Raw genomic sequence first — 6,787 nt, 5'->3', positions numbered from 1 at the left:
AGGCAAGCTAAGCCATGAGTTGCACGAGCGGCGGTAGACACCGACCCCGCTGCCGCGCAAGGTGGTCACGGCGGCGCCGGAACCCGGTCCTCTGACGGCCGCAGTTACGACGTGTAGTTGAGGCTGGTCATCATGCCGGCTTCTTGGTGGTAGGTGTTGTGGCAGTGCAGCATCCAGATTCCGGGGTTGTCAGCCTCCAGCGCGACGGTGACGGTCTGCTTGGGTAGCACGATGACGGTGTCCTTGCGGGCACCCCGGCTGCCGTCGGCTTTGAGGATCTGGAAGGTGTGGCCGTGCAGGTGCATGGGATGCCACATCATCGTCGTGTTCGTATAGCTCAGTGTCGCGCGTTGTCCCTGGGTGATGATGAGCGGCTTGGTGTCGGCGAACGCGGCACCGTTGATGGTCCAGTCGTATTTGGTCATCGCCCCCGCCAGCTTGGACGTCAGTGCGATGTCCGGTTTCGCCGGTCCTAGATCGACGGCCGGTGTGGCAGTGAACATGTCCACGGTGCCGATCCGGCCGGTGAGCTCGGCCGGTTGGAAGGTGGCGTCGGGTGCAGTCCCGGCTGCGGTGGAGAGCAGTGCCCGGGCCAATCCATTCTTGCCTTCAGCGAGGGCGACGAGCGGGAAGACCCCGTCACCTGCGGTGACGGTGACGTCGTAGCGTTCGCCCATCCCGATCAGCAGGGCGTCGACGTCGGTGGGCACGACGGGGTATCCATCGGTGTGGGTGATGGTCATCTGGTGGCCGGTTAGCGCGACGCGGAAGGCGGTGTCGGAGCCGGCGTTGATGATCCGGATCCGGATCCGCTGCCCGGTTTTCGCGTTGAAGGTGGTGGGCGCGGCGGGAATCCGGCCGTTGATCAGGTAATACGGATAGCTGATGTCACCGGCGTCGCCACCTAGTAGGGGGCTGGTGCCAACCCCGGACATGGCGGCCATCCCACCCATGCCTGGCATGCCGGGCATGTTGTCGCCGGCCGGCGTCGGCGGGGTGTGCAGGTCGTTGTAGATCTCTTGCGGGGTTTTGCCGATCCCGTCGGTCCAGTCGTCGAGGACGACGATCCATTCGGCGTCATAGGCGCCCGGTTCGGTCGGGTCGTCGACGATCACCGGGAGATACAGTCCGGTGTCGGCCTCCAGACCGGTATGCGGGTGCGCCCAGTAGGTGCCTGGGTGGGGCAGGGAGAACCGGTAGGTGAAGTCCGCACCGGCGGCGATGTCCGGGGTGGCGGGTGAGGCTCCGTCCATGTCGTTGCGTATCGCGATGCCGTGCCAGTGCACCGAGGTGGGGTGGCTAAGCCGGTTGGCGACGGTGACGGCGAGTTCGTCACCGACGTTGGTCCGGATCAACGGCCCCGGAACAGTAGCGCCGTAGGCCTGAGTCGCGGCCAAGGTTCCGCCCAGATCAATGGTTTCCGGCTGCGGGGTCAGGGTCGCGGTGACGGTGCGACCGGTGTGCGGGCGTGCCGCTTCGGCGGCAGCGATCGCGGCATTGGTGGACGTCGGCGGGCTCTGCGCCGGGCGTGGCGAACCGCCGCACCCGGCCAGCGCGAACCCGCCGGCTACGGCCGCACTTGCGGCGAAGAACGCGCGCCGGCTCAAAGAGGAGTGATCCGTGGGGGATCCGGTCATGAGAGGTCCTCCTGGGTGACGCGGTGTCGGCGCCGCGACGTGCCGACGGTGAACCGAGGGTCGACGGCTCGACGCGGAGTCATCGTGCCGGGGCGTCGTGGTCGGAGGTGAAGGTGTCGTGGCAGCGATCCGAGCAGAAGTAGTAACGCTGCCCGTCGTGCATGGTGGTGGCTGGCGCCGCGGAGGTCTCGACCTGCATGCCGCAGACGGGGTCCTTGGCGTAGCCGGCGCCGCCGCCGGAGCGGTGTCTGGTGCGATACAACCAGTACAGGACGGCGAACCCGGCCAGGGCGATGACGTTGAGAATGGTGGTGTAGTTCCAGTGCACCCCCTCCATCGCCACCAGGTGCGGCCGACTAGCCGGGATCAAACCCGTTGGGGCGAAGAGGTATTCGACCGCCAGCCCGGCGGCCGACATGATCGCCCAAAACACCACGAGCAGCCGCAGGGTGAGCCGTCCGCCGTAGTACTTGCGGTAGATCAGCAACAGCGGCAGGGTGATCAGGTCGGCGAAGACGAATGAAATCACGCCGCCGAAGCTGATCCCGCCGACCCACAGCGCCGCGGCCAGCGGCACGTTGCCGATCGAGCAGACGAACGCCAGGATCGCCAGCAGCGGCCCCAGCAGCGCGTTCTCCAACGACGACCAGAACCCGTGCCCGGTGAGGAACAGCGACTGCCACACCCAGGTGGGCACCAGGACGGTGGCGAACCCGGCGACCAGGAATCCGATCACCAGCTCCTTGCGCAGCATCGTCAGGTCGCTGATGGTGTAGCCGGCGGCGTCCGACCAGCCGGCACGAGATCGGATCCGCTCCCGTGCCGGCCGGCGTTGCGGTTCCGGCTCGTCCTCGGCCATGCCGTGGTGGGCATGGCCGCCATGCTCGTCGCTCGCGCCGCCGTTCAGCCGGGTGCGAGCGCCCTCCAGCCACGATTCGGGGACGACCCGGGGCAGGATCAGCGCTAGCGCCGCGATCATGATGGCGCCGCCGACGAACTCGGCCAGGGCGAATTGCCAGCCGATCAGCAGCCACAACACGATGCCCAGCTCCACCACCAGGTTGGTGGAGGCGAACATGAACACCATCGAGGCGGTGAAGTCCGCGCCTCGGGCGAACAGCGACTTCGCCAGCGCCGCAGCGGCATACGAGCACGACGAGGAGACCATCCCCAGAAACGAGGCTCGCCCGATGGTCCCCAGGCGGTGATCACCCAGCGCGGCTTGCATCTGCCCGCGGGACACGAACGCCTGCACCGCCCCCGACAGCCCGAAACCCAACACCAGTGCCCACAAGGTTTCCCAGAACATCGAGAACGCCTCATAGAGGCTGTCCCCGACCGCGCTCAGTATCCCCATCGCTCAGTCCTGGCCGGTCGTGCGGCGGTGACCCCCCACGGCGCGAAGAGCTCGCGGGCGACGAACCGCATCCGCTCGAACGGGCCAGTGCCGCAGTCCGGCACATCCAGGTCGGGCGGCACCCCGGTCTGGTGGTGCGGCGTGCGGCACTGCGGATCGTTCATGACTTGACCAACCGGGCGATCGCGGCGCTGGCCTCGCGGAGTTTGACGTGCGCTTCGTCGCCACCGCGGTCGGCGGCCTCGGTCACGCAGTGGGTCAGGTGGTCCTCGAGTAGCTCCAAGGCCAGTGACTGCAATGCCCGGGTCGTCGAGGACACCTGCGTCAGCACGTCGATGCAGTACGTGTCTCGCTCGACCATCCGGGCCAGCCCGCGGACCTGCCCCTCGATGCGGGCCAGTCGGGCCAGCAGATCATCCTTGTCGTCGATGTAGCCGGTCATCGCCACCTCCACTCCGCACTGTACCCCGTACCCCCACCCGGTATATCGTGGCGCACAGTGCGGCAGGTGTGCCGGGTTGCAGCAGTCCCGGCGCTGCCCCGGATTCGGTGCAGGACTGCACGACCGACGCGGGCACTGAACAGGTGGTGGTGATGGCTCAGCGCAAGACCGGTCGGTCAAGGTGGCTATCGGCGGTGGTGTTCGTCGTCGTCCTCGTCGCGACCACGGCGGTGGTCGGGGTCGCCTACGTGCGGCACCGGGAGATCAGTCCCGATGGCGTGGACTGCACCCACGCCAAGTGCGTGGCGTTGACCTTCGACGACGGACCCACCCCGTTCACCGATCGACTGCTGCACGTCCTGGCCGCGGACAACGCCAAGGCGACCTTCTTCCTTGTCGGCAACAAGGTCGCCGCCGACCCCGCCAGCGCTCAACGCATCGCCGACGCGGGCATGGAGATCGGCAACCACACCTGGGAACACGCCAACATGTCCACCATCCCGCGCGAGGACATCCCCGCTCAATTGTCCAAGGGCACCGCCGCGATTGCCGCGGCCACTGGTAAGGCACCGACGCTGTTGCGCACCGCCGGGGGCCTGATCGACGACGCGGTGTTGGCCGAGGCCAAACAGCAAGGTCTGGCCGACATCAATTGGGACGTCATCCCGTTCGACTGGATCAACGACGCGAACACCGCCGCCACCCGCTACATGCTGATGACCCAGATCAAACCGGGCTCGGTGGTGCTGCTGCACGACACGTACTCCAGCACCGTCGACCTCGTCGACCAATTCATCCCGGTGCTCAACGCCAACGGCTACCACCTGGTCACCGTCAGCCACCTGCTCGGCCCCCGCGAACCCGGCAGCAGCTACGGCAGCCGCGTCAACGGCCCAACCGCCAACGACCTCACCGACATCCCCGACGCGCAAATCCCCACCCTGCCGGTCACACCGTCACCCAAGCCGGCCCCCAACCTGCCCATCACCGACATCCCCAACCAAAACCCCGGCGGCCCACAGTAATTGCAGCAGTGAACTGAGTAGGGTTGCGCTGGACCCGAACTGCTGCAGCTAACCACCCAGGACCACCGTGTCGGTGTCGGGTTGGCCGGGAAAGCTCACCCGCTGCACACGGCCCACCAGAGTCGCTCCCAGTTCGCATCTAGCTGCGCAAGGTGCGCTGCAACGCCACGACACGGGTGTGCTGGCCTGTCATCACCGCCAACTCCGGGTCTGCGCACGGGCCGGCGGCGGCGGTCATTGGCGCGGGGAAACGCCGTCATCGGATCCGTTGTGGCGCTTGGTCCATCAGTCGACTGCCTCCGGAGTTGTTGGATGCTGTCGAGGACCGCTTGGTGCGGCGAGGAGGCCTGCGGTGGCGGTGAGCAGCACCCCGAAAACAAGCAGGGCTGGGGTGAGGGTGACGGCGGTGGCGAGGGCACCGACGAGCAGCGGTCCGCCGGCGTCGCCGAGTTCGCGGCCCACTTCGGCGGCGCCCATCGTCTGCCCGAGTCGTTCCTTTGGGGCGGTGGCAGCCAGGTAGGCGAATCCGATCGGGGTGATCAGCCCCACCCCGACGCCGATCAGGACCGCGGCAGTGATCAGTCCGGCGATACCCGGGATGAGCACTGCCGCACACCCGGCGGCGGCGATTATGAGCCCGGTCGCCAGGCCGGTGCGGTCACCGATGCGGCCGTCGTCGCGGGCGCGTCCGGCGCGGGGTTGGACGACGGCGGCTGCGAGGGCGAGTAGCGACACGATTGCCCCGGTGACCAGCGGGCCGAGGCTTCGCTCGGCGCCGATCACGGGGAGGAAGCCCACCCCGACTGAGAGGGCTGCGGTGGCGGCGGCCAGTGCGAGGGTGGGGCGCACGAAGCCGGGATTGGTGAGTCGCCGTGCCAGGTCGGCCACGGTTTGGCGGGCCCGCGGCAGCGGCGCAACGCCGGGCACCATCACCATGGCCCACCCGGCGACGGTGACACCGAGCGCGGCCAGCGTCGCGAAGAGCAGGTTGTAGCCGCCGACGGTGATCAACACACCACCGAGCAGCGGGCCCAGGGTGTAGCCGAGGCCTTTCCAGGCGCCGTAGCGGCCGAAACCCCGCCCTTGGCCGCCCGGTGGGGTCAGCCGCGACACCAGTACCCCGGCCGCCGGGGAGAACGCTGCCGCGGCGGCGCCCTGCCCGAACCGGGCCAACCCGACCCACGCCGGATTGCCGGCGATCACGAACGCCGCCGACGCGGCGGCGAACGCGAGCAACCCACCGAGCAGGACTGGGCGGGCGCCGATGCGGTCGGCCAGGGAGCCGAACACCGGTTTCAGTAACACTTCGGCGCCGTCGTAGACCGCTAACAACAGGCCCAGTGCCAGCAGGGAGGCGTGTTGGCCGTGGGTGTAGCCGCCCAGGCTGGCGGCGATGCTGTGCGCACCGAACGCGGTGACGAATCCCGCCGCATACAACGGCAGTACCTGCCCACGGGGACCGACGCGGCCGGCGTCCGTCGGATCGGGGCTCGTCATCGGCTCGCCCGTTCGATTGGATCGGCGGTAGTCAGCAGTGGCCGCATTAGCCGACTCTGTTCGGCTCGGGTCAGCAGCCAGTGCAGGCCCGGGCGGGCGGCCCAGAATCCTGCGCCGCCGATCGCGATGCCGAGTGTCAGACCGGCCAGCACGTCGCGGATGTATTCGGCGGCGATGTAGACGCGGGTGAACGCCATCGCCGCTGCCGCGATCACGGCGACGGTGCCCAGTTTGCGGTCGACCCACCACAGACCTGCGGCGAGGGCGCCGACGAGCACCGCGTAGTCAGACGGGAAGGATCCATCGGTGCCGCGGTGGGCCACCACGACGATGTCGGGGAGCACGACGTAGGGGCGGGCCACGTGCAGCGCGGCAACGATCGGCTGGTTGATCGCGACCGCTGCCAGCACGCCCAGCGGCGCCCACGTCGCCGCTGCCATCAGGTTCAGGTCGCCTGAGTGCCGGGCGATCCACCACCCCGCCAGCAGCAGTGCGGCGAAGATGACGATCCCGTAATCGGCGTAGCCGATCACGATCGGGTGCAGCCACGGGGTGTCGCGGGCGAATTCGTTGATCAGCGGAAACCACCGCGGATCAGGGTCTGATATCACACTCGAAGGCCTTCGCGTGGTCGGTGACGTTGGCGGACATCACATCTGGTGCAGGGCGGCGAAGACCCGCTCGGTGTAGTCGGCGAGGCGTTCGGTGCAGTGCTTGAGCTGCTGGCCGGCCTCGGCCGCGGTCGGGGTGCCGAACACGTCTCGAGCCGTCAACTCGCGGTGCCAGCGGCGCAGCCGCTCCAGGCTGTGTTCCTCTTCCTCGAGTTCGG

8 protein-coding genes are annotated in these 6,787 nt (G+C 68.3%); 1 reads left to right on the top strand and 7 read right to left on the bottom strand.

Annotated elements, in window-relative coordinates:
- Positions 1–104 precede the first annotated feature (104 nt).
- From QOI01_RS34570 to QOI01_RS34555, 4 genes are all read right to left on the bottom strand, one after another.
- Positions 105–1,637, bottom strand: coding sequence for a multicopper oxidase family protein (locus QOI01_RS34570; RefSeq protein ID WP_526388504.1), 1,533 nt, complete (start codon positions 1,635–1,637; stop codon positions 105–107).
- A gap of 79 nt (positions 1,638–1,716) precedes the next feature.
- Entirely contained in the window at positions 1,717–2,994 is a 1,278-nt protein-coding gene (locus tag QOI01_RS34565; protein WP_526388502.1) for a permease, read from the bottom strand.
- Positions 2,982–3,158, bottom strand: a complete 177-nt coding sequence (locus QOI01_RS34560; RefSeq protein ID WP_526388500.1) for a hypothetical protein — start codon at positions 3,156–3,158, stop codon at positions 2,982–2,984. The genes QOI01_RS34565 and QOI01_RS34560 overlap by 13 nt, the downstream gene beginning before the upstream one ends.
- On the bottom strand, positions 3,155–3,436 hold the full coding sequence (locus QOI01_RS34555) for a metal-sensitive transcriptional regulator (protein ID WP_526388498.1): 282 nt from the start codon (positions 3,434–3,436) through the stop codon (positions 3,155–3,157). The genes QOI01_RS34560 and QOI01_RS34555 overlap by 4 nt, the downstream gene beginning before the upstream one ends.
- 152 nt (positions 3,437–3,588) lie before the next feature.
- Between QOI01_RS34555 and QOI01_RS34550 the strand changes: the two genes are divergently transcribed.
- Positions 3,589–4,461, top strand: coding sequence for a polysaccharide deacetylase family protein (locus tag QOI01_RS34550; protein ID WP_526388508.1), 873 nt, complete (start codon positions 3,589–3,591; stop codon positions 4,459–4,461).
- A 285-nt stretch (positions 4,462–4,746) separates the two neighbouring features.
- Here QOI01_RS34550 and QOI01_RS34545 read toward each other — a convergent pair whose 3' ends face one another.
- From QOI01_RS34545 to QOI01_RS34535, 3 genes are all read right to left on the bottom strand, one after another.
- Positions 4,747–5,958, bottom strand: coding sequence for an MFS transporter (locus tag QOI01_RS34545; RefSeq protein WP_526388496.1), 1,212 nt, complete (start codon positions 5,956–5,958; stop codon positions 4,747–4,749).
- Positions 5,955–6,569 (bottom strand): phosphatase PAP2 family protein, encoded by a 615-nt coding sequence (locus tag QOI01_RS34540; protein ID WP_526388494.1) that lies wholly within the window; start codon positions 6,567–6,569, stop codon positions 5,955–5,957. Before QOI01_RS34540 ends, QOI01_RS34545 begins: the two co-directional genes overlap by 4 nt.
- Positions 6,570–6,608: 39 nt before the next feature.
- The coding region (locus QOI01_RS34535) for a Chromate resistance protein ChrB (RefSeq protein WP_526388506.1) at positions 6,609–6,787 on the bottom strand (179 nt) is incomplete at its 5' end.

Origin of the sequence: Mycobacterium sp. (assembly GCF_032162605.1) — a bacterium.
Lineage (GTDB): Bacteria > Actinomycetota > Actinomycetes > Mycobacteriales > Mycobacteriaceae > Mycobacterium.
This window is presented reverse-complemented; position numbering and strand designations above follow the sequence as displayed.

Bases quoted from the DNA above. Each gene is read 5' to 3' on its own strand.
- QOI01_RS34545 (WP_526388496.1), bottom strand. From the start codon at position 5,958: ATGACGAGCCCCGATCCGACGGACGCCGGCCGCGTCGGTCCCCGTGGG.
- QOI01_RS34570 (WP_526388504.1), bottom strand. From the start codon at position 1,637: ATGACCGGATCCCCCACGGATCACTCCTCTTTGAGCCGGCGCGCGTTC.
- QOI01_RS34555 (WP_526388498.1), bottom strand. From the start codon at position 3,436: ATGACCGGCTACATCGACGACAAGGATGATCTGCTGGCCCGACTGGCC.
- QOI01_RS34565 (WP_526388502.1), bottom strand. From the start codon at position 2,994: ATGGGGATACTGAGCGCGGTCGGGGACAGCCTCTATGAGGCGTTCTCG.
- QOI01_RS34550 (WP_526388508.1), top strand. From the start codon at position 3,589: ATGGCTCAGCGCAAGACCGGTCGGTCAAGGTGGCTATCGGCGGTGGTG.
- QOI01_RS34560 (WP_526388500.1), bottom strand. From the start codon at position 3,158: ATGAACGATCCGCAGTGCCGCACGCCGCACCACCAGACCGGGGTGCCG.